Raw genomic sequence first — 20,796 nt, 5'->3', positions numbered from 1 at the left:
GAGGTGAGGACACCCTCACGTCCACTCCACGATACGGACAGCCCACCATGCGGACAACCTGTGAAGCCGCAGGTCAGGGTCGTGCCGAACCTCCCGGTGCCGGTGCCGCCGGGAACCGCGCCTACAGTGGCCTGTGCCCGACGCCTCCGCACCCGACCGCAAGGCCGGCCTCGCCGCCGGGGTCGGCGCGTACGTCCTGTGGGGCGGCCTGCCGCTCTACTTCCCGCTGCTCGCGCCCGCGGGGCCGGTCGAGATCATCGCCCACCGCGTCGTGTGGTCGCTGCTGTTCTGCGTCGTGCTCCTGCTGCTGACCCGCACGTGGGGCACCTTCACCGCCCTGCTGCGCGACGGGCGCATGCTCGCGCGGCTCACGCTCGCCGCGGTGCTCCTCGCGGTGAACTGGCTGGTGTTCGTGCACGGCGTCACCACCGGGCACGTCGTCGACGCCGCGCTCGGCTACTTCATCAACCCGCTCGTGACGGTCGGCCTCGCGGTGCTCGTGCTCGGTGAGCGGCTGCGGCGCGTCCAGTGGGTCGCGCTCGGCCTCGGGCTCGCCGCCGTCGTCGTCATCACCGCCGGTCTCGGCCGGCTCCCCTGGATCGCGCTCACGCTCGCCGGCAGCTTCGGCGTCTACGGGCTCATCAAGAGCAGCGTGGGCGCGCGCGTCCCCGCCCTGCCGGGGCTGGCCGCGGAGACGGCCGTGCTCGTCCCCGTCGCCGTCGGCTACCTCGGGTGGCTGCACGCCGCCGGTGCCGGCGCCTGGGGCGCGCACGGCGCGTGGCACGCGCTCGGGCTCGCGGGCTCCGGTGTGCTGACGGCCGTGCCGCTGCTGCTGTTCAACTCCGCGGCGCGCCGGCTGCCGCTGTCGGTCGTCGGCATGCTGCAGTACCTGGCTCCGGTGCTCCAGCTCGCGATCGGCGTGCTGGTGGCCGGCGAGGAGATGCCGCCGGCGCGCTGGTGGGGGTTCGGCCTCGTCTGGCTCGCGCTCGTCGTGCTCACCGCGGACGGCCTGCGCGCGGCCCGCGTCGCCCGTCTGGCGTCGCGGGCGGCGGCACGGCAGGCGCCGGCGGTCGCCGAGGACGAGCAGGGCACCGCCCCGGCCCGCTGAGGCGCACCCCGCGCGACAGCGGGGGCGCGGTCCGGGCACCGGTCGCCGTCGGGCCGCACGGCGGCTCCCGCCCTCACGGGCGCACCGCCGCTGCCGGCCCGGGGCGGTCAGGCGTCCTCGACCTGCACGACGCGCTCGCCGATGCGCACGGACCAGCCGGCCCGCACGACCGCGCGGGTGCCGGGCGGCAGCACGCGCGCCTCACCGCCGGGCGCCACGACGACGCTGCCGTTGGTGGAGCCGCGGTCGAGCACCCACACGGCCGCCGCGTCGTCCGGCCCGTCCGCGGGCTGCGGGCCGAACTCGAGGTGCACGCGCGAGACCGAGCGCGACGGGTCGTCCACGGTCACGACGTGCAGGATGTCCGCACCGTCCTCCGCGCGCGGCCCACGTCCCACGAGTCCCCGACCGACCACCCGCACGCGCGGACCGGTGTCCAGCTGCAGCGCGAGGGTGGTCGAGCGCCGCCGCAGCTGGGCGAGGTCGCGCACGCGCGTGTGCTCGAGCTCCACGAGCTCGTCGTGCAGCGCCGTCGCCGCGGCCGGGCCCGGGGTCGGGCCGGTGCCCGAGACGGCGCGCGGGTCTGTGCCCGGGTCCGTGCCCGGGTCTGGGCCCGGGTCGGTGCGGTCACCGGTGTCCCCGAAGGGGGGCGCGGCCCCGAGCCCGCCGGGCGGGACGGGCGCGGGCGGCGGTGCGACGGGCGTGGGCGGCGGTGCGACGGGCGCGGGCACGACGGGCGGTGCGGAGGAGGCGGGGAACGGCCGCGGTCCGGAGGGGGCCGCGATCGGCTCCGGCGAGGCGGGCGGCGGCGCGGGCGGGAACGGCGCCGGGGTGACGTCGCGCTCCCGGACCTCGACGCCGTCGGCGCTCGCGCTGCCGTGCCACGCCCCGGCGTCGCCGGCACCGGGAGCCGCACCGACGCCGGCGGCCGACGCGGTGACGTCGGGCGCCCCCAGCGCGACGGTGGTCGGGGCCGAGGGCGGCACCGCACCGCCGCCCGGCTGCCGCGGGGACGGCACCGCGCCCCCCACCCCGGGCGCGCCGGGCGTGGTCGGGGCGGTCGGGTGCGGCCCGGGCGCCGGCGGACGCTCGGCCGGGCGCCGCCGCGTGCGGGCGTGCGCCGGCGTCGCCGCGTCGACGACGCGCGTCCCGGACGCGCGGTCGTGCCACCCGCGCCGGTCCGGACCGGCGTCCTGCGCGGCGGAGGCCGCGACCAGCACGGTGCCGACGACGGGCAGCACGGACCCGGCCGCGAGGACCAGCTGCCGCACGAGCGCCCGTCCGGGCCCGGGGAGTCCGCCGCTGCCGTCGGCCACGGTCCGCAGGCCGAGCGCCGCGGCACCCGCGGTCGCGCCGAGGAAGCCCTCGGCCACCACCTGACCGACCAGAACGAGGACCGCGGTGACCGCCGCGGCCGTGAGGGGCGGCGCGCCCACGACCGCTGCGGCGCCCGCTGCCGCACCCACGCCGACGAGCAGCACCCCCAGGTCCGTGACCTGCGCCAGCACGCGCCGCGCGAGCGACGGCGGAGGTGGCGGGGGCGGTGCGTCGACCGTGCGCCGCCGCACCGCCGGGCCGAACGGCACCGGTGCCGGCCCGTCGGCGGGGACGGCGACCGCGGCGGGGTCCGCCGCGACGCTGCGCGCGGTGCGGTCGCGACGGTCGCGGACGGCGTCGGGACGCGCGATGAGGGGCACCCGCGCACCGCAGACGGCGCACGAGACCGCCTCCGGCGCCAGCGGCATGCCGCACGACGCGCAGCGGGGGGCGGCGGCACGCGTGCTCACGACGACGCCCCCGCGGCGGCACGCCCGGTCATCGCGCCGGGCCTCCCGCGTCCTCGGTGCGGGTCACCGTGAGCGCGTCCACGACGACGACCGTCACGTTGTCCTGGGCGCCCGCGGCGAGCGCCTCGCGCACGAGGCGCTCCGCGGCGTCCCGCGCGTCGGGCTCGGCCCGCAGGACCGCCTGGACCCGCAGGTCGGGCAGCACGTCCGTCAGGCCGTCGGAGCACACGACCATGCGGTCGCCGGGACTCACGGGGAACAGCCACAGGTCGGGCTCGACGGTCGACGAGCCGCCGCCCAGCACGCGGGTCACCACGTGCCGGCGGGGGTGGTGCTGGGCGTCCTCGACCGCGAGCAGACCCTCGGCGACCAGCTCCGCGACCTCCGAGTGGTCGTGCGTGAGCTGCTCGAGGACGCCGCCCACCATGCGGTAGGTGCGCGAGTCGCCGACGTTGAGCACCAGCCAGCACGGCTCGCCGTCACGGCTCGTCACCGCGACCCCGGTGAGGGTCGTGCCCGGACGCCGGTCCCCGCCGGAACGCAGCTCGCGGACCCGCCGGTGCGCCTCGCGCAGCACGTCGGCGGCGTCCTCGACGGTCGGCTCGGCGCCCGCGAGGACGCTCACCGCCTCGATCGCCACCCGCGAGGCGACCTCGCCCGCCTCGTGGCCGCCCATGCCGTCCGCGACGACGTACAGGCCGTCGGACGCCCAGGCGCTGTCCTCGTTCGTGTCCCGCGCGGCACGGTCGGTGGCGACCGCGGACCGCAGCTCGACGCCCGCTCCCATCACGCCTTCCGGTTCACGAGGCGCGGTCGACGAGGGCCTCGGCGAACGCCACGAGCGCCTCCTTGACGGGACCGGCGGGCAGCGGCTCGAGCTCGGCGACCGCCTGGTGCGCGAGCTCGACGGCGCGGGCGCGGGTCCGGGTCACCACGTCGTGCGCCCGCAGTGCGGCGACCGCCGCGGCCAGCGCGTCGTCGTCCGACAGGTCGGCGTCCAGCAGCGCCAGCGCACCGCGGTCGGCGTCCGTCGCGTCGGGCGCCGCGGCCCGGGCGCGCAGCAGCAGCGCCGGCATGGTCGGGACGCCCTCGCGCAGGTCCGTGCCGGGCGTCTTGCCCGTCACCGTGCCGTCCGAGGTCAGGTCGATGACGTCGTCGGCGAGCTGGAACGCGACGCCGATCGTCTCGCCGAAGCGCGTGACGGTGCGGACCACCTCCGCCGAGCAGCCCGCGAACATCGCCCCGAACCGGGCCGACGTCGCGATGAGCGACGCGGTCTTGTCGGAGAGCACCTGCAGGTAGTGCTCGACCGGGTCCTCGTCCGGGCGCGGCCCGACCGTCTCGTGCAGCTGCCCGAGGCAGAGCCGCTCGAACGTCGCGGCCTGGATGCGCACGGCCTCCGGCCCCAGCCCCGACACGAGCGACGAGGCGCGGGCGAAGAGCAGGTCCCCGGTGAGGATGGCCACCGAGTTGCCCCAGACCTCGTGCGCCGACGGGGCACCGCGGCGCACCGGCGCCGAGTCCATGACGTCGTCGTGGTAGAGCGTCGCCAGGTGCGTGAGCTCGACGACCGCGGCGGCGTCGACGACCTCGCGCCGGTCCGCGTGACCGAGCTCGGCCGTCAGCAGCGTGAGCAGCGGCCGCAGCCGCTTGCCCCCCGCGTTGACCAGGTGCCGGGACGCGAGGTCGGCGATCGGGTCGGTCGACGTGACGGAGTCGCGCAGCAGCTCCTCGACCAGGGCCATGCGCCCGGTGAGGCGCTCCGCCAGCTCGGCGTCGTGCAGCGGGAGGGCGAGGGCTGTCGTCACAGGACGAACCTATCCGTCCGTACGTCGCGGCACGGAACGGGACGTCGAGGACGCCCGGTTCCGCCCGGTTCGTCCGGCGCCGGCCCCGCGGGGCTCACGGCAGCAGGACCGCCACGGACGCGATCGCGTCCAGCACCGGCTGCGGCGCCACGCCGAGCACGACCGTCAGCACCGCGCACACCGCCACGGCCACGAGCGTCAGGCCCTCCCCCGGGACGACCGTCGTCGTCGTGCGGTCCGCTGCGGCGGTGGACGCCGGCGAGGCCGCCGTCGCCGTCCCGGTGGCCGTGCCGGGCCCGGCGACCGCACCCGCGGCCTGCGCCCCCGCGGGACCGTCGGCCGCCGCCGTCGCACCGCCCGCGCCGACCGGGACGGGGCCGTCGGGCACGTCGCCCTCGGCACCGTCGGTGCCGCCGGCCCGCTCCGCCGCGCCCGCGGGGTCGGTGAAGAACAGCAGCACGATGACGCGGACGTAGAAGAACGCCGCCGCGACGGAGGCGAGCACGCCGACCAGCGCGAGGGGCCACGCCCCGCCCGCGACGGCGGCGGAGAACACCGCGAACTTGCCGGTGAAGCCCGCCGTGAGCGGGATCCCGGCGAACGACAGCAGGAAGATCGTGAACGTCACCGCCAGCGCGGGGTGCGAGCGACCGAGGCCCGCCCACTGCGACAGCCGCGTCGCCTCGCCGAGCACCGCGGGCTCGTCGGCCCCGTCCGCGACGCGGCGCTCGCGCACGAGCGCGACGAGGCCGAACGCACCGAGCGTGGTCGCGCCGTAGGCGAGCAGGTAGAAGAGCACCGCCGTGATACCGGACTCGTCGAGCGCGACGACGCCGGTGAGCACGAACCCGGCGTGCGCGATCGAGGAGTACGCGAGCAGGCGCTTGACGTCGGTCTGCACGAGCGCCGCCACGGTGCCGACGACCATCGTGAGGACCGCGACGACCCACAGGACGACCTCGAGGTCCCAGCGCATGCCCGGGAGCATCCCGTAGACGACGCGCAGCAGGGCGCCGAACGCCGCGACCTTCGTGCACGCGGCCATGAACCCCGTGACGGGCGTCGGCGCACCCTGGTACACGTCGGGCGTCCACTGGTGGAACGGCACGGCGCCGACCTTGAACAGCAGGCCGACCAGCAGCAGCACGGCCCCGACGAGCAGCAGGTCGTCCGTGCCGGCGGGGCTCGCGGTCGCGGCCGCGATCTCCGAGAAGCGGATGGAGCCGCTGTAGCCGTACAGCAGCGCGATGCCGAACAGCATGATCGCCGAGGTGAACGCGCCCAGCAGGAAGTACTTCATCGACGCCTCCTGCGACAGCAGACGACGGCGGCGCGCGAGCCCCGAGAGCAGGTACAGCGGCAGCGACAGGACCTCGAGCGCGATGAAGAGCGTCAGCAGGTCCGCCGTGGCGGGGAAGATCATCATCCCGCCGGTGGCGAACAGCAGGAGCGGGAAGACCTCGGTCTGCCGCAGGCCGCGCCGGCGCGCGAGCTCCTCGTAGTCGGAGCCCGGCACGGCGGCGGCCGTCGGGGCGAACGCGTCGTCGTCGCCGGTGACCCGGTCGGCGAACAGCAGCACCGACAGCAGCGCCAGCAGCACGACCGTGCCCTGCAGCACGAGCGCGGGCCCGTCGACGACGAGCGAGCCGGCGAGGACGTCGGTGCCGCCGGTGCGCCGCACGTCGCCCCAGAGCGCGGCGACGGCGACGAGCGCCCCGGCGAGCGCGGTCAGGCTCAGGGCGAGCTGCACCGTGCGGCGCAGGCGCTCGGGCACGAAGGCCTCGACGAGCACGCCGACCACGGCGGCCAGCAGCACCACGAGCACCGGGACCAGCGGGCCCCAGGCGATGTCCGGTGCGATGAAGCCGTTCACCGGTCGCCCCCTTCCTCGGACGCGGGCATGACGACGAGCTGGGTCGGCCCGGGGTCCTCGACCCCCACCTGCGTGAGCGTCTGCTCCGCGGGCGGCCGGACGAGGTCGAGCGCCGGACCGGGCACGAACCCGAGCGCGAGCATCGCGGCGATGAGCGGGCCGACGGCCCACCGCTCGCGCGCGGACGCCTCGCGCATCCCGGCGAGCTCGGGCCGCACGGGCCCCGTGAACAGGCGCTGGTAGGTCCACAGCACGTAGATCGCGGCGAGCACGACGCCGACGGTCGCGACGACCGCGGCGACGGGGTGCCGTGCGAAGCTGCCGACCAGCACGAGGATCTCGCTGACGAACGTCGACAGCCCCGGCAGCGACAGCGCGGACAGGCCCACGACGAGGAACATCCCCGCCATGACCGGCACGACCTTCTGCAGCCCGCCGAAGTCCGCGACCTGCTGCGAGCCGCGCCGCGCGGCGAGGAAGCCGACGAGCAGGAACAGCGCCCCGGTGGAGAGGCCGTGGTTGACCATGTAGAAGGACGACCCGGCCACCGACGTCGACGTGAACGCGAAGATGCCGAGCACGATGAAGCCGAAGTGCGACACCGACGTGTACGCGACGAGCCGCATGAGGTCCCGCTGCCCGATCGCCAGCAGCGCCCCGTAGAGCACGGACACGACGGCCAGTGCGATGACGACGGGCGCCGCCCAGCGCGACGCCTGCGGGAACAGGGGCAGGCAGAGCGTGAGCATGCCGAACGTGCCGACCTTGTCGAGCACGCCGACGAGCAGCGCGGACGTGCCGGCGGGCGCCTGCTCCGCCGCGTCGGGCAGCCAGGTGTGCACGGGGAACATCGGCGCCTTGATGGCGAACGCGACGAAGAACGAGACGAACAGCCAGCGCTCGAGCGTCGGGTCCATCTGCAGCCCGACGAGGTTCTCCGTGAGGAAGCCCTCCGGCCCTCGCGGCCCCTGCAGGTACAGGCCGATGACGCCGATGAGCATGACCAGCCCGCCGGCGAGGGAGTAGAGCAGGAACTTCACGGCCGCGTACCGGCGCCGGGCCCCGCCGAACCCGCCGATCATGAAGTAGACCGGGATGAGCATCGCCTCGAAGACGACGTAGAACAGGAACACGTCGCGCGCGGCGAACACGAGGACGACGAACGCCTCGAGCAGCAGGACGAGCGCGAGGTAGTGCCGCAGCCGGTCGGTGGGCACGTCGCCCGCGCCCTGCTCGCGCCAGGCGGCGAGCACGACGAGCGGCACGAGCAGCACGGCCATCGCGACGAGCGCGAGACCGACGCCGTCGACGCCGAGCGCCCAGGACACCCCGAAGGCCGGGATCCACGGCACCGTCTCGACGAGCTGGTGCGTGGCGGCGTCCGCGGTGTCGAACGCGGTGAACGCCGCGACGACGAGCAGCAGCTCGGCCAGCGCGACGCCGAGCGCGACGGTCCGCGCGTGCCGGCGGGCCCCGGCGGGCAGCGCCCACAGCGCGACCGCACCCAGCGCGGGGAGGACCACCAGCGCGGTGAGCAGGGGGAAGTTCGCCATCTCTCGTCTCCTCCGCCTCAGCCGCGCACGGCCAGCACGACGACCGTGAGCACGACCAGCCCGACCACGGTCGAGGCCGCGTACGACCGGGCGTACCCGGTCTGCACGCGCCGGACCGCGTCGCCCACGCCGACCGTGACCTTGCCCAGACCCGTCACGGCGCCGTCGACGACCGCCTTATCCCCGTACACCAGGGAGCGCGTCAGGTACCGGCCGGGCTCGACGAGCGCGGCGTCGTTGACGACGTCCTGGTACAGGTCCTGACGGGCGGCGCGGGTGAGGACGGTGCCGCGCGGGGGCGCGACCGGCACGGTCGACACCGCGTACGTGCGCCACGCCAGGACGAGCCCGACGACGACGACGGCGAGCGTCGCGGCGACGATCGCCGGGACCGGCAGCACCGGCTCGTGGTGCTCCGCGTGCCCGACCGACGGCTCCAGCCACTCGACGAACCCGGCGCTCGAGAGGAACCAGCCGAGGCCGACCGAGCCGACCGCGAGCACGATCATCGGCACCGTCATGAGCAGCGGCGACTCGTGCGGGTGCTGCGCGCTGCCGTCCCGCTTCTGCGACCAGCGCTTCTGCCCCTCGAACGTGAGGAAGAACAGGCGCGACATGTAGAACGCGGTGATGCCGGCGCCGAGCAGCGCGATGCCGCCGAACACCCACGCGCGCCACGGCTCGCCGTCGACGGGCACGAAGGCCGCCTCGATGATCTTGTCCTTGCTCCAGAAGCCCGCGAAGGGGAAGACGCCGAGGATCGCGAGCCACCCGGCCATGAAGGTGACGTACGTGATCTTCATGTACCGGCCGAGCCCGCCGAAGCGGCGCATGTCGACCTGGTCGTCCATGCCGTGCATGACGGACCCGGCCCCGAGGAACATGCCGGCCTTGAAGAAGCCGTGCGTGACGAGGTGGAAGATCGCGAACGCGTAGCCGATCGGGCCGAGGCCCGCGGCGAGCACCATGTACCCGATCTGCGACATCGTCGAGGCGGCGAGCGCCTTCTTGATGTCGTCCTTGGCACAGCCGACGATCGCCCCGAACAGGAGCGTGATCGCACCGACGACCGCGACGACCAGCTGGGCCGTCGGCGCCGCGGCGTACACGTCGCCGGACCGGACGATGAGGTAGACGCCGGCGGTGACCATGGTGGCCGCGTGGATGAGCGCCGACACCGGCGTCGGGCCGGCCATCGCGTCGCCCAGCCAGGACTGCAGCGGGAACTGCGCCGACTTGCCGCACGCGGCGAGCAGCAGTGCCAGCCCGATCGGGGTGAGGACGGCCGCGTCGGCGTTCGCCACGCCCGCGTTCACGGTGGCGAAGTCCAGGCCGCCGAATGCCGCGAACATCAGGCCCATCGCGACGATCAGCCCGACGTCGCCGACGCGGTTGGCGACGAACGCCTTCTTCGCCGCGACCGCGTACGGGGTGTTGTGGTTCCAGAACCCGATGAGCAGGTACGACGCGAGGCCCACGCCCTCCCACCCGACGAACAGCAGCAGGTAGGAGTCCGCGAGGACGAGCAGGAGCATCGCCGCGACGAACAGGTTGAGGTACGCGAAGAACCGGCGCCGGTCGACGTCGTGCTCCATGTACGCCACGGAGTAGACGTGGATGAGCGTGCCGACGAACGTCACGAGCAGCACGAACGTCATCGACAGCGGGTCGACCCGCAGACCGGCGTCCAGGGTGAGCGAACCCGCGTCGACCCACGTGCCGAAGGAGACGTCGTGCACGCGCTGCTCGGCGGGCTGCCCGAGCAGGCCGAGGAACAGCACGAGCGCCACCACGAACGACGTGGCCGACGCGAGGACGCCGAGCCAGTGGCCCCACCGGTCGGCGCGGCGGCCGAGCAGCAGCAGCACGGCGGCGGACAGCAGCGGCACGAGGACCAGCCACGCGGCGGCCCGGGCGCCGGCCCACGAGTCGGTGAGCACCGCGACCGCGGGGTCGGCGGCGAACCGGGCAGGGCTCGTCAGGGACATCAGGGTGTGCACGTGCCGCCCCTCAGCTCTTCAGCAGGTTGACGTCGTCGACCGAGGCCGAGCGCCGGGTCCGGAAGATCGACACGATGATGCCGAGGCCGACGACCACCTCGGCCGCGGCGACCACCATGACGAAGAACGCGAGCACCTGGCCGGTGAGGTCGCCGTGCATGCGGGCGAACGTGACGAGCAGCAGGTTCGTGGAGTTGAGCATGAGCTCGACGCCCATGAACACGATGATCGCGTTGCGCCGCAGCAGGACCGTGGTGGCGCCGATCGCGAACAGGATCGCGGCCAGCACCAGGTAGTGGGTGAGCGTCACCGGCGGACCTCCTCGTCGCGCAGCTCGTCGCCGTCGGCCGTGTGCGCGTCCGCGCTCGCGGCGCTCGGCTCGTCCGGCGCGTCGGCGCCACCGGGGGCGTCCTCGGGCCGGTCGTCCTTGCCGGCCGCGTCGCGGGCCAGGTCCCGGGCGCCGAGCGGCGGGCCGTCGCCGGTCGCGGACGTGAACGACCCGGCGCCGTTCGCCCAGCCGCCGGCGAGCACGCGGTCGATGCGCGCGGCGTACTCGCGCGCGTCGGCCTCCTGGCCCCGGACGCGCAGCACGCGCGGCACCGAGTGCTCGAGCGGGCGGCCGTCGGGGCCGAGCGCCGGCACGTCCATCGCGTTGTGCCGGGCGTAGACGCCCGGTGCCGGCAGCGGCGTGAGGGTGCCGCCCTCGCGCACGCGCCGCTCGGCGAGCTCCCGCTGCCCGACGCGCGGGGCCAGGCGCCGGCGGTGCGTGAGCACCAGCGCACCCAGCGCGGCGACGACGAGCAGGCACCCGACGACCTCGAGCGCGAGCACGTGCTGCCCGAACACGATGCGCGCCACGCCCACCGGGTTGGAGTCGGCGTTCGCCTCGACGAGCCCCTGTGCCTGCGGGTACGTCGCGCGGCCGACGACACCGGCGAGGACGACGCCGAGACCGGCGCCGGCCAGCACGCCGATCCAGCGCTGCCCCCGGAGCGTCTCGACCAGGGAGTCGGAGCGGTCGACGCCCACGAGCATGAGCACGAAGAGGAACAGCATCATGACCGCGCCGGTGTACACGACCACCTGCACGACGCCGAGGAACGGGGCGTCCTGCGCGACGTAGAGGAACGCCAGCGAGATCATCACGACGACGACCGCGAGCGCCGCGTGCACCGCCTTGCGGGCGAACAGCAGGCCGAGCGCCGCGAGCACCATGACGGGCGCGAGCACCCAGAACAGGACGGCCTCCGCGGTCGTGGTCCGGCCCGTCTCCTCGAGCGCGGCCGGGACCACCGTGGCGACCGCGGGCAGGGCGGCGTGCACCGCCGCGAGCGCACCCGTCACCGGGCACCTCCCTGCCGCCGTGCGCCCGCGGTGATCGCCTGCTGCTCGAGCCGCGTCGTGCCGTGGTCGGGCACCGTGGCCCCCTTCTGCGCGTTCTGCGGCAGCGTCGGGTCGTCCGGGCGGTGCTCGGCGACCCAGTCGACCTGCTCCGGCGTCACGCCGGTGACCTCGCCGCGGTAGTACTCGGTGTCGGACGTGCCCTCGACCATCGGGTGCGGCGGGGCGAGCTGACCCTCGCGCAGCGGCGCGAGCAGGTCCTGCTTCTCCCAGATCATCCCGGCGCGCGTCGGGCCGGCGAGCTCGTACTCGTTGGTCATCGTCAGCGCGCGCGTCGGGCACGCCTCGACGCACAGGCCGCAGAAGATGCAGCGCAGGTAGTTGATCTGGTAGACGCGGCCGTACCGCTCCCCCGGCGAGAACTGCGCCTCGGGCGTGTTGTCGGCGCCCTCGACGTAGATCGCGTCCGCCGGGCAGGCCCACGCGCACAGCTCGCAGCCGATGCACTTCTCCAGCCCGTCGGCGTACCGGTTGAGCTGGTGGCGCCCGTGGTAGCGCGGCTTCGTCGGCACCCGCTCGCGCGGGTACTGCTCCGTCACCGTGGGGCGGAACATGTTCGACAGCGTCACCCCGAAGCCGCCCACCGGCGCGAGCAGGGCGGACAGCCCCGACCGCGGCTCGATGAGCGACTCGTAGCCCTCGTCGGGGCGGGCGACCTCGCCGCCGCGCCGTGCGGGCTCGACGTCGCCCGTCGGCTTCTTCCTGCGCTCAGCCACCGCGCACCTCCAGCGGGGTCTCGGGCCCGGACGGGCTGCCGGGCGAGCCGGCGTCGGTGGCCCCCGCCGCGAGCCGGCGCTGCGCGCGCGGCGAGGGCGGGAGCACCTGGCCCGGCAGGGGCGGGACGGGGTACCCGTTCGCGAACGGGTCGAACGGCTCGGGCTCGGCGCGCGCGGCCTCGGGCTCCGGCGTCTTCTCGGGCACGAGGAAGGACACGACGAGGCCCACCACCACGAGGCCCGCGAGGACGAACAGCGTCGTGCGCAGGTCGACGTCCCACAGCCGCCGCACGGCCTGGACGAGCGCCACCGCGACGACCCACACGAGGGCGGCCGGGATCAGCACCTTCCAGCCGATCTTCATGAACTGGTCGTAGCGGAAGCGCAGGACCGACCCGCGGATCCACACGAACAGGAACATGAAGAACCAGACCTTCGCGAGGAACCACAGCACGGGCCACCAGCCCTGCTGCAGGAAGCTGTCGGCCGGGACGAAGGGCGCCCGCCAGCCGCCGAGGAACAGCGTCGTCGCGACGGCCGAGACGTTGAGCATGTTGATGTACTCGGCGAGGAAGAACCACGCGAACTTCATCGACGAGTACTCGGTCATGTACCCGGACACCAGCTCGCCCTCGGCCTCGGGCAGGTCGAACGGCAGGCGGTTGGTCTCGCCGACCATCGACACGAGGTAGATGACGAACGCCGGCAGCAGCGGCAGGAACCACCACACCTGCGTCTGGGAGTCGACGATCTGCGACGTCGACATCGACCCGGCCATGAGGAAGACGCTGACCAGGGACAGGCCCATCGCGAGCTCGTACGAGATGACCTGGGCCGTGGACCGCACGCCGCCGAGCAGCGGGTACGTCGAGTTCGACGACCAGCCGCCGAGCACGATCCCGTACACGCCGACCGACGCGCACGCGAGGATGTACAGCGTCGCGACGGGGAAGTCCGTGAGCTGCAGCGGCGTCACGACGCCGAAGATGCTGACCTCGGGCCCGAACGGGATGACCGCGTAGACGAGCAGCGAGCAGAACACGGCGATCATCGGCGCCACGATGTAGACGAGCTTGTCGGCCGCCTTGACGGTGACGTCCTCCTTGACCAGGAGCTTCATCGCGTCCGCGAGCGACTGCAGCAGGCCGAACGGGCCGTGCACGTTCGGGCCGGGTCGCACCTGCATGCGGGCGACGACCTTGCGCTCGAACCAGATCGCGATGAGCACGCTCGTCAGCAGGAAGACGATGATCGCGACGGCCTTGAGCAGCCAGACCCAGAACACGTCCTGGCTGAAGTCCGCCGACACGCCCGCCTGGGCGCCGTCGCCCACGGCCGCCGGCAGCACCCCGAGCACGCGGCTCATGCCCGCTCCCCCTCGTCGATCCGCACGCCGGACACCGCGTCGGCGGTGTCCCCGGTCACCGGGCCGGTGGACGGGGCGGCGGCGTGCTGCGTGCCGACGGGACGCGCCGCCGCGAGCCGCACGACCGTCCCCGCGCCGGCACCGAGCACGTCGCGCACGGCGCAGCCCCGCGCGTTCGTCGGCAGCCACACGACGTGGTCGGGCATGTCCGTGACCTGCACCGGCACGGTGAGCGACCCGCGCTCGGTGGCCACCTCGACCTCGCCGCCGTCGACGAGCCCGGCGGCCGCCGCGGTGGCGGCGGACACGCGGGCCAGCGGGCGCTTCGCGGTCCCGGCGAGGTACGGCTCGCCGTCCTGGAGCCGGCCCGCGTCGAGCAGCTGGTGCCACGTCGCGAGCACGGCGTGGCCCGGCGGCACCGGCGGCGGCTCGGCGCTCGGCACGTCCGGGGCGGGCACGCGCGCGCCGTCCCACCCGCCGAGCTGGTCGAGCTCGGCGTGCACGGCCGCGAGGGTCCCGAGACCGAGCTCCACGCCGAGCGCGTCGGCCAGCCGGTCGAGCACGCGGTGGTCCGGCAGCGCCGTGCTGGTCAGCGCCTGGGCGAACGGCCGCGGCCGTCCCTCCCAGGTCACGTACGTGCCGGGCCGCTCGACGGGCGGGGCCACCGGCAGGACGACGTCCGCCCGGTCGGTCACCTCCGACGCCCGGACCTCGAGCGAGACGAGGAACGGCACCGCGTCGAGCGCGGTGCGCGCGAGCCGCGGGTCCGCGTGGTCCGCGGGGTCCACGCCGCCGACGACGAGGGCACCCAGGCGCCGCTCGGCCGCGGCGGCGAGGATGGCGTCGGCGCTGCGTCCGGGCGTCGCCGGCAGCTCGTCCACGCCCCACACCGCGGCCATGTCGACACGCGCCGCGGAGTCGCTCACGGGGCGGCCGCCGGGCAGCAGGCCCGGCAGCGTGCCGGCCTCGACCGCGCCCCGCTCGCCCGCGCGGCGCGGCACCCACGCGAGGCGTGCCCCCGTGCGGGCGGTCAGGCGCACGACCGCCGAGAGCAGCCCGGGCACCTCGGCGGCGCGCTCGCCGACGAGCACGACCGCGCCCTCGCCGGCCAGGGCGGCCGCGGCGTCGGCGAGCAGCGGCTCGTCGGCGCCGTCCTCGATCGCGTCGAGGACCTCCGGCTCCGTCCCGGGGGCGGCCGGGAGCAGCGTGCCGTCGAGCCGCTCGAGGCCGCGGCTCGCGAGCGCGGCGACGGACAGCACGCGCGTGCGGCCGGCGACGACGCGCTCGCGCAGCCGCAGGAAGACGACGCCGCCCTCCTCCTCCGGCTCGTACGCGACGCACAGCACCGCGGGTGCGGCCACCAGGTCGGCGAACGTCACCTGGAGGGTGCGCCCGGCGACGACGTGACCGAGGAAGGCCTCCTCCTCCGCCGAGTGCGGGCGTGCGCGGTGGTCCACGTCGTTGGTGCGCAGCGCGACCCGCGCGAGCTTGGCGTACGCGTACGCGTCCTCGAGCGTGAGGCGGCCGCCCGGCAGCACACCGACGCCGGCGCCGGCCTCGACCGCCGCCTGCAGCCCCGCCGCCGCGGTGTCAAGCGCCTCGGCCCAGCTGCACGGCTCGAGCGGGCCGCGCGTCCCGTCGCCCTGCGGGCGGCGCACCATCGGGGTGGTGATCCGGTCGGCGGCGGACTGCCAGCGGAACGCGAAGCGGTCCTTGTCGGTGACCCACTCCTGGTTGACGGCCGGGTCCTCGCCCGCGAGGCGCCGCAGGACGACGCCACGGCGGTGGTCCACGCGGATCGCCGACCCGTTGCTGTCGTGCTCCGCGATGCCGGGCGTGGACACGAGGTCGAACGGCCGTGCGCGGAACCGGTACGCGGCGGACGTGAGCGCCCCGACGGGGCAGATCTGGACGGTGTTCCCCGAGAAGTAGGACGAGAACGGCCGCCCGCTGGTGTCCAGCGTCGCCGCGCCCACGGGCGTCTCGCCGGCGAAGCCGAGCACCTCGGTGTCGAACGTGCCGATCTGCTGCTGCGCGCCGCGCTTCTGCAGGTCGATCCAGACGTCGCCGGCGACCTCCTCGGAGAACCGGGTGCAGCGCTGGCACAGGACGCACCGCTCACGGTCGAGCAGGATCTGCGTCGACACGGCGATCGGCTTCGGGAACGTGCGCTTGACGTCGACGAACCGGGTCGTGGCGCGACCGTTGCTCATCGCCTGGTTCTGCAGGGGGCACTCGCCGCCCTTGTCGCAGACGGGGCAGTCGAGCGGGTGGTTGATGAGCAGCAGCTCCATGACGCCGTGCTGCGCCTTGTCCGCCTCGGGCGACGTGTGCTGCGTCTTGACCTGCATGCCCGGGGTGGCCTCGAGCGTGCAGGACGCCTGCGGCTTCGGCATCTTCGCGAGGTTGCCGTCGCGTCCGGGCGCCCAGACCTCGACGAGGCACTGCCGGCACGCGCCCGCCGGGGCGAGCAGCGGGTGGTCGCAGAACCGCGGGATCTGGATGCCGAGGCGCTCGGCGGCACGGATCACGAGGGTGCCCTTGGGCACGGTCGTCTCGAGGCCGTCGATCTCGAACGTGACGGTCGCCTCGGGCTCCGGCTCGCGCACGGGCGGCGCGGCGGGCACGAGCGGCGTGGCGTCCGTCGCCGGCGCGTCGGTGCGCCGGTTCGGGGTCGTGATGGTCATGCGTGCACCCCCGCGAGCTGCGTGCGACGACGCGGCGTGTACTCGAACAGCGCGCAGCGCTCCGGCGGGAAGAGCACGTCCGCGGGCGTGTGCGTTCCCGCCTCGAACTCCTCCCGGAAGTACTTCACCGCGCTCGTGACCGGGCTCGTCGCCCCGTCGCCGAGCGCGCAGAACGAGCGGCCGAGGATGTTGTCGCACAGGTCGAGCAGCAGGTCGATGTCCCCGCTCGTGCCCTGGCCGGCCTCGAGGCGCTGCAGCACCTGCAGCAGCCAGAACGTGCCCTCGCGGCACGGCGTGCACTTGCCGCACGACTCGTGCTTGTAGAAGGCCATCCACCGCGTCACCGCGCGCACCACCGACACCGTCTCGTCGAAGATCTGCAGCGCGCGCGTGCCGAGCATCGACCCCGCCTTGCCCACCGACTCGTAGTCCAGCGGCACGTCGAGGTGCTCGGCGGTGAAGATCGGCGTCGACGACCCGCCGGGCGTCCAGAACTTCAGCTCGTGGCCCTCGCGGACGCCGCCCGCCATGTCGAGCAGCTCGCGCAGCGTGATGCCGAGCGGGGCCTCGTACTGACCGGGCCGCTGCACGTGCCCCGACAGCGAGAACAGGCCGTGGCCCGCCGAGCGCTCGGTGCCCATGGACGTGAACCACTGCGCGCCGCCGACGAGGATCCCCGGCACCGACGCGACGGACTCGACGTTGTTGACGACCGTCGGCCGCGCGTACAGGCCGGCCACCGCGGGGAACGGCGGCTTGAGCCGCGGCTGCCCGCGCAGCCCCTCGAGCGAGTCGAGCAGCGCGGTCTCCTCGCCGCAGATGTACGCGCCGGCGCCGGCGTGCACCGTCACGTCGAGGTCGAAGCCCGAGCCCAGGACGTCCTTGCCCAGGTAGCCCGCGGCGTACGCCTCCTCGACCGCCCGCAGCATGCGGCGGTACACGTGCAGCACCTCGCCGCGCACGTAGATGAACGCGTGGTGGCAGCCGATCGCGTACGACGTGATGGCGACGCCCTCCACGAGCGCCTGCGGGTTCGCCATCATCAGCGGGATGTCCTTGCAGGTGCCCGGCTCGGACTCGTCGGCGTTGACGACGAGGTAGCGCGGGCCGCCGTCCGGCGGGGGCAGGAAGCCCCACTTCATCCCGGTCGGGAAGCCGGCGCCACCACGGCCGCGCAGACCGGACTCCTTGACCATCGTCACGACGTCCGGGGCCTGCATGTTCAGCGCGCGGCGCAGGCCGCGGTAGCCGCCGTTCGCCTCGTACGTGGCCAGGGTCCAGGACCGGTCCGCGTCCCAGTGCGCGGAGAGCACGGGTGCCAGGGTCGTCATCACGACTCCTTCGCGTCGTCGCTGCGCTGCCGGCGCTGCTGCCCCTCCGGCGACGCGTCGGACGGCGTCGTCGGCGGGCGCTGGGCGCTGGACTCCTCCGCGCCGACCTTGGGGTCGGCGCCGGGCTGCTGACCGGCGGGCGTCGGGCCGGCGCCGGTCGCGGCGGGCTTGCTCTCCTCCGGCTGCGCCTGGTCGGCGGGTGCACCGCCCGACGGCGAGACCTGCCCCTCGACGTGCGCGACGTCGGGGAAGTCGGGGGCACGCCACCCCTTCTCCTTGGCCAGGAGCGTGCCGCGCAGCGTCGCGGGGCCCGCGCCGACGCCCTCGTCCGCGCGCCCGTCGGGGAACCCGGCCAGCACCCGGCTCATCTCCTTGAAGGAGCACACCGACGACGCCCCGCGCGTCGGCGCGACCCGCTCGCCGGCGCGCAGCCGGTCGACGACGTCGCGCGCCGAGTCCGGCGTCTGGTCGTCGAAGAACTCCCAGTTGACCATCACGACGGGGGCGTAGTCGCACGCCGCGTTGCACTCGATGCGCTCGAGCGTGATCGCGCCGTCCTCGGTCGTCTCGTCGTGGTCGACCCCGAGGTGCTCGGTGAGCTCCTCCCAGATCGCGTCGCCGCCCATGACCGCGCACAGCGTGTTCGTGCAGACGCCGACCGTGTACGTGCCGTTGGGGTGGCGCTTGAACTGCGTGTAGAACGTCGCGACCGCCGAGACCTCGGCCGTGGTCAGACCCAGCTGCGCGGCGCAGAACGCGATGCCGCGCGGGCTGACGTAGCCGTCCTCGGACTGCACCAGGTGCAGCATCGGCAGCAGCGCCGACCGCTCCTGCGGGTAGCGCGCCATGATCGCCGCGGCGTCGGCGGCGAGGCGCTCGCGCGTCGCGTCGTCGTACCCGGTGGCGTGCCGGGCGCCCGGCACGCGTGCGCCCGGGACCTCGTGCTCGACGGACATCAGCGGTCCACCCCTCCCAGCACCGGGTCGAGCGACGCGACGGCGACGACGACGTCGGCCACCTGCCCGCCCTCGCACATCATCGAGACGGCCTGCAGGTTGTTGAACGACGGGTCGCGGAAGTGCGCGCGGTACGGCTTGGTGCCGCCGTCGGAGACCAGGTGCACGCCGAGCTCGCCGCGCGGGTGCTCGACCGACTGGAACACCTGGCCGGCCGGCACGCGGAACCCCTCCGTCACCAGCTTGAAGTGGTGGATCAGGGCCTCCATCGAGGTGCCCATGATCTCCCGGATGTGCCCGAGCGAGTTGCCCATGCCGTCGGTGCCGATGGCGAGCTGCGCCGGCCACGCGACCTTCTTGTCGTGCACCATCACGTCGCCCGCGGGCAGCGCAACCAGCCGGTCGAGGCACTGCTCGACGATGCGCATCGACTGGTAGCACTCCTCCATCCGCAGCAGCACGCGGGACCAGGAGTCGGCGCCGTCGTTCACCGGGACGTCGAAGTCGTACGTCTCGTACCCGCAGTACGGCGCCGCCTTGCGCACGTCGTACGGCAGGCCGGTCGAGCGCAGCACGGGCCCGGTGATGCCGAGGGCCATGCACGCGGCGAGGTTGAGCGAGCCGACGTCCTTCAGGCGGGCCTGCAGGATCGGGTTGGCCAGCATGAGGTCCTCGAGCTGGCGGAAGTAGCCGCGCATCTGCGCCAGCGCCTCGCGCACGGAGTCGATCGCGCCCGGCGGCACGTCCTGCGCGACCCCGCCCGGGCGGATGTACGCGTGGTTCATGCGCAGGCCGGTGATCAGCTCGAAGACCTTGAGGACCTCCTCGCGGGCCGTGAAGCCGACCGTCATGATCGTCGTCGCACCGAGCTCGTTGCCGCCGGTGGCGAGGCAGACGAGGTGGGACGAGATCCGGTTGAGCTCCATCATCAGCACCCGGATGACCGTCGCCCGCTCGGGGACGTCGTCCGTGATGCCGAGCAGCTTCTCGACGGCCAGGCAGTACCCGACCTCCTGGAACAGCGGGGCGACGTAGTCCATGCGGGTGCAGAACGTCACGCCCTGGGTCCAGGTGCGGTACTCCATGTTCTTCTCGATGCCCGTGTGCAGGTAGCCGATGCCGGCCCGGGCCTCGGTGACGGTCTCGCCGTCGATCTCGAGCATGAGCCGCAGCACGCCGTGCGTGGACGGGTGCTGGGGGCCCATGTTGACGACGATGCGCTCCTCGCCGAGGCGCGCGGCCTCCTCGGCGATGTCCGACCAGTCGCCGCCGGACGCCTCGAACGTCGGGACGTCGGTGGTCTGGTCGTCGACGACGTGGGCCGTCGCGTGGGGGGCGGTGTGGGGGGCGGCCATCAGCTGTACGACCTCCGCTGGTCCGGGGGCGGCACGGAAGCGCCCTTGTACTCGACCGGGATGCCCCCGAGGGGGTAGTCCTTGCGCTGCGGGTGGCCCGGCCAGTCGTCGGGCATCTCGATCCGCGCGAGCCCCGGGTGGCCGTCGAAGACGATCCCGAAGAAGTCCCAGGTCTCGCGCTCGTGCCAGTCGTTCGCCGGGTACACCGACGTGGTCGACGGGATGTGCGGGTCGGCCTCGGCCACCGCGACCTCGAAGCGCAGCCGGCGCCCGTGCGTCACCGACACGACGTGGTAGACGGCGTGCAGCTCGCGTCCCGTCTCGTGCGGGAAGTGCACGCCGCTGACGCCCAGGCTCAGCTCGAACCGCAGGTCGGGGTCGTCGCGCAGGGCGCGGGCGACCTCGACGACGTGCTCGCGCCGCACGTGCAGCGTGAGCTCCTCGCGGTCGACCGTCACGTACTCGACGGCGTTCGCGAAGCCGGTCCCGGACTCGTCGAGGACCTCGGCCAGCACGTCCACGACCTCGTCGAACCAGCCGCCGTACGGGCGCTCGCTCGGACCGGGCATCGCGATCGTGCGCACGAGCCCGCCGTACCCGGACGTGTCGCCCGAACCCGTCGCGCCGAACATGCCGGTGCGCACGTCCACGATCTCCAGCGGCGTGCGCGCCGCCGCCAGGTCGACGTCACCGCGCACGTTCTGCGACCCGGCCTCCAGCGCGGCCGCGGACGTCTGCTGCGCGACCGCGGCGTCCGGGGCCGTGGTCCCGGCGCCGGGCTTCACGGCCGCCGCGGCGTCCGCCTTCTCCCCCGCCGGCACGGCGGCCTCGCCCTCCGCGGGGCGCTTCTCGGGG

Annotated in this window: 16 protein-coding genes; 1 reads left to right on the top strand and 15 read right to left on the bottom strand. The window is 74.6% G+C overall.

The genetic code is table 11. The features are described from left to right. Positions 1-133: 133 nt before the first annotated feature. Positions 134-1,108: an EamA family transporter RarD gene (rarD, locus tag GC089_RS04350; protein WP_155376622.1), complete on the top strand. Its 975-nt coding sequence runs from the start codon at positions 134-136 to the stop codon at positions 1,106-1,108. A 107-nt stretch (positions 1,109-1,215) separates the two neighbouring features. On the opposite strand, the gene GC089_RS04345 is transcribed toward rarD, so the two are convergent. The 15 genes from GC089_RS04345 to GC089_RS04275 all read right to left on the bottom strand — a co-directional run bounded on the left by GC089_RS04345 (position 1,216) and on the right by GC089_RS04275 (position 20,762). Continuing rightward, on the bottom strand, positions 1,216-2,805 hold the full coding sequence (locus tag GC089_RS04345; RefSeq protein WP_196250820.1) for an FHA domain-containing protein: 1,590 nt from the start codon (positions 2,803-2,805) through the stop codon (positions 1,216-1,218). 118 nt (positions 2,806-2,923) lie between these two features. After that, positions 2,924-3,682, bottom strand: a complete 759-nt coding sequence (locus GC089_RS04340) for a PP2C family serine/threonine-protein phosphatase (protein WP_155376620.1) — start codon at positions 3,680-3,682, stop codon at positions 2,924-2,926. A gap of 13 nt (positions 3,683-3,695) precedes the next feature. Then, complete coding sequence (locus GC089_RS04335) at positions 3,696-4,640, bottom strand: polyprenyl synthetase family protein (RefSeq protein ID WP_370514103.1); 945 nt, start codon at positions 4,638-4,640, stop codon at positions 3,696-3,698. 157 nt (positions 4,641-4,797) lie between these two features. Beyond that, positions 4,798-6,576 carry an NADH-quinone oxidoreductase subunit NuoN gene (gene nuoN / locus GC089_RS04330; protein WP_155376618.1) on the bottom strand — a complete coding sequence of 593 codons (1,779 nt, stop codon included), beginning with the start codon at positions 6,574-6,576 and terminating at the stop codon, positions 4,798-4,800. Then, a complete protein-coding gene (locus GC089_RS04325; protein ID WP_155376617.1) occupies positions 6,573-8,129 on the bottom strand; it encodes an NADH-quinone oxidoreductase subunit M in 1,557 nt (518 codons plus the stop codon). The genes nuoN and GC089_RS04325 overlap by 4 nt, the downstream gene beginning before the upstream one ends. A 17-nt stretch (positions 8,130-8,146) precedes the next feature. Continuing rightward, positions 8,147-10,129 carry an NADH-quinone oxidoreductase subunit L gene (nuoL, locus tag GC089_RS04320; protein ID WP_230685056.1) on the bottom strand — a complete coding sequence of 661 codons (1,983 nt, stop codon included), beginning with the start codon at positions 10,127-10,129 and terminating at the stop codon, positions 8,147-8,149. Positions 10,130-10,139: 10 nt separating this feature from the next. Next, complete coding sequence (nuoK, locus tag GC089_RS04315; protein ID WP_136519133.1) at positions 10,140-10,439, bottom strand: NADH-quinone oxidoreductase subunit NuoK; 300 nt, start codon at positions 10,437-10,439, stop codon at positions 10,140-10,142. Continuing rightward, entirely contained in the window at positions 10,436-11,422 is a 987-nt protein-coding gene (locus GC089_RS04310) for an NADH-quinone oxidoreductase subunit J (RefSeq protein WP_196250885.1), read from the bottom strand. Before GC089_RS04310 ends, nuoK begins: the two co-directional genes overlap by 4 nt. Positions 11,423-11,469: 47 nt before the next feature. Continuing rightward, positions 11,470-12,246, bottom strand: a complete 777-nt coding sequence (nuoI, locus tag GC089_RS04305) for an NADH-quinone oxidoreductase subunit NuoI (RefSeq protein ID WP_155376616.1) — start codon at positions 12,244-12,246, stop codon at positions 11,470-11,472. After that, complete coding sequence (gene nuoH / locus GC089_RS04300) at positions 12,239-13,612, bottom strand: NADH-quinone oxidoreductase subunit NuoH (RefSeq protein WP_155376615.1); 1,374 nt, start codon at positions 13,610-13,612, stop codon at positions 12,239-12,241. The genes nuoI and nuoH overlap by 8 nt, the downstream gene beginning before the upstream one ends. Then, positions 13,609-16,299, bottom strand: a complete 2,691-nt coding sequence (locus GC089_RS04295; RefSeq protein WP_155376614.1) for an NADH-quinone oxidoreductase subunit G — start codon at positions 16,297-16,299, stop codon at positions 13,609-13,611. Before GC089_RS04295 ends, nuoH begins: the two co-directional genes overlap by 4 nt. Further along, positions 16,296-17,633 (bottom strand): NADH-quinone oxidoreductase subunit NuoF, encoded by a 1,338-nt coding sequence (nuoF, locus tag GC089_RS04290; protein ID WP_155376613.1) that lies wholly within the window; start codon positions 17,631-17,633, stop codon positions 16,296-16,298. The genes GC089_RS04295 and nuoF overlap by 4 nt, the downstream gene beginning before the upstream one ends. Next, entirely contained in the window at positions 17,630-18,586 is a 957-nt protein-coding gene (nuoE, locus tag GC089_RS04285; RefSeq protein ID WP_155376612.1) for an NADH-quinone oxidoreductase subunit NuoE, read from the bottom strand. The genes nuoF and nuoE overlap by 4 nt, the downstream gene beginning before the upstream one ends. Next, positions 18,586-19,941 (bottom strand): NADH-quinone oxidoreductase subunit D, encoded by a 1,356-nt coding sequence (locus GC089_RS04280; protein WP_155376611.1) that lies wholly within the window; start codon positions 19,939-19,941, stop codon positions 18,586-18,588. Before GC089_RS04280 ends, nuoE begins: the two co-directional genes overlap by 1 nt. Continuing rightward, complete coding sequence (locus GC089_RS04275) at positions 19,941-20,762, bottom strand: NADH-quinone oxidoreductase subunit C (RefSeq protein ID WP_155378929.1); 822 nt, start codon at positions 20,760-20,762, stop codon at positions 19,941-19,943. Before GC089_RS04275 ends, GC089_RS04280 begins: the two co-directional genes overlap by 1 nt. Between the last annotated feature and the right edge of the window lie 34 nt (positions 20,763-20,796).

The sequence above is a fragment of the Cellulomonas sp. JZ18 genome, assembly GCF_009720485.1.
Lineage (GTDB): Bacteria > Actinomycetota > Actinomycetes > Actinomycetales > Cellulomonadaceae > Cellulomonas.
This window is presented reverse-complemented; position numbering and strand designations above follow the sequence as displayed.

Excerpts from the sequence above, each read along its gene's own strand:
- GC089_RS04340 (WP_155376620.1), bottom strand. The coding sequence starts at position 3,682 with ATGGGAGCGGGCGTCGAGCTGCGGTCCGCGGTCGCCACCGACCGTGCC.
- GC089_RS04335 (WP_370514103.1), bottom strand. The coding sequence starts at position 4,640 with ATGGCCCTGGTCGAGGAGCTGCTGCGCGACTCCGTCACGTCGACCGAC.
- GC089_RS04325 (WP_155376617.1), bottom strand. The coding sequence starts at position 8,129 with ATGGCGAACTTCCCCCTGCTCACCGCGCTGGTGGTCCTCCCCGCGCTG.
- nuoH (WP_155376615.1), bottom strand. The coding sequence starts at position 13,612 with ATGAGCCGCGTGCTCGGGGTGCTGCCGGCGGCCGTGGGCGACGGCGCC.
- GC089_RS04295 (WP_155376614.1), bottom strand. The coding sequence starts at position 16,299 with ATGACCATCACGACCCCGAACCGGCGCACCGACGCGCCGGCGACGGAC.
- nuoE (WP_155376612.1), bottom strand. The coding sequence starts at position 18,586 with ATGTCCGTCGAGCACGAGGTCCCGGGCGCACGCGTGCCGGGCGCCCGG.
- GC089_RS04280 (WP_155376611.1), bottom strand. The coding sequence starts at position 19,941 with ATGGCCGCCCCCCACACCGCCCCCCACGCGACGGCCCACGTCGTCGAC.